Consider the following 1281-nt stretch of genomic DNA (forward strand, 5'->3'; position numbering starts at 1 on the left):
CCCTGACCCAGCTGACGCGTCAACTGCTGGAGGCCGGTGAACACACGACGGATACCCACGTGCTGGCCGAGGGGCGTCTCTACCGCGTGGCCGTGTATCTGGAGCCGGTCCGTGCCGACCAGCTCGATGAAGTCATCAACCGCTATCGCTAACGGAGGCCGTCATGGCAACCCCTATCAACCCCAAGCCCCCCAAGCAGCCGCCAGAGGCGCAGTCCCATCAGGACAGTACCGCGATCATCCAGGTCATCGAGCGGGCCGCCCTCAACCCCGACGTCGACATCGACAAGATGGAGCGTCTGCTGCAGATGCAGGAGCGCGTGCTGGATCGCCAGGCACTGATGGCCTACAGCGCCGCCATGGCGGCCATGCAGACCGAACTGCCAAGCATTGCCGAGCGTGGCCAAGGTAACAACGGCCACTACGCCACGCTGGAGGACATCGTCGACACCGTGCGGCCCATTATGAAGCGACACGGGTTCGCGGTGAGCTTCCGCATCCAGACCCAGGAGCGTGGTATCCAGGTGACCGGCGTGCTCATGCACCAGGACGGCCATCGGGAAGAGACCAGCATGCTGCTCCCGGCTGATGCCAGCGGCAACAAGAACGCCGTCCAAGCCTTCGGCTCCTCGACCAGTTATGGCAAGCGCTACGTTCTCTGCGCTCTGCTCAACATCACAACACGGGGGCAGGACGACAACGGAGAGACCGCCGCCTCGGTCAAGTACGTCACTCGCTTTCAGGCGGGTCAGCTCAAGCAGCTGATCGCCGCCTGTCCTCCCGCTGCTCAGGAATGGTTCGTGGGCAAGTACGGCGATGCCGAGCAAGTGCCACGCAGTGATTTCGACAAGCTGCGCGCCTCTCTACAAAAACGCGCCTATCCCAGCGCTCAACATCACTGACCAACCGCGAGGGGCCCCCTCGCGGCCTATGCCGCGTCATCAAAAAGGAGACCGTCATGCAGATCCTGACACTCGATCAAGGCACACCCGAGTGGCATGCCGCTCGGCTCGGTATCGTCACCATGTCCGAGCTGAAGACCATTCTGGTCAAGGGCAAGGGGCCGGGGGGCTTCGGTAGCGGGGCGCTGAGCTACATGCATCAGTTGATCGGTGAGCGCATCACCGGCGAGCCCTCGGATGCCTTCCAGGGGAATGCCCACACCCAACGCGGCCATGCGCTGGAGCCGGTGGCCCGCGCGCTCTACAGCGAAGCAACGGGAAACACCCGGCTAGAGCAGGTCGGGATTATCCTCAATCATGGCGTGGGCTATTCCCCGGAC

Annotated in this window: 2 protein-coding genes; both read left to right on the plus strand. The window is 63.4% G+C overall.

Going from position 1 to position 1281, the window contains the following annotated elements; all coding sequences use genetic code 11:
* Positions 1-163 precede the first annotated feature (163 nt).
* Positions 164-901, plus strand: a complete 738-nt coding sequence (locus OP495_RS17940) for an ERF family protein (RefSeq protein WP_280571136.1) — start codon at positions 164-166, stop codon at positions 899-901.
* Positions 902-957: 56 nt separating this feature from the next.
* On the plus strand, positions 958-1281 hold a 324-nt coding region (locus OP495_RS17945; RefSeq protein ID WP_280571137.1), incomplete at its 3' end, for a YqaJ viral recombinase family protein.

This window comes from Chromohalobacter sp. 296-RDG, assembly GCF_029889885.1.
Classification (GTDB): Bacteria; Pseudomonadota; Gammaproteobacteria; order Pseudomonadales; family Halomonadaceae; genus Chromohalobacter.

What these genes read in the sequence shown, in the direction of transcription:
- OP495_RS17940 (WP_280571136.1), top strand. Translation starts at nt 164, where the DNA reads ATGGCAACCCCTATCAACCCCAAGCCCCCCAAGCAGCCGCCAGAGGCG.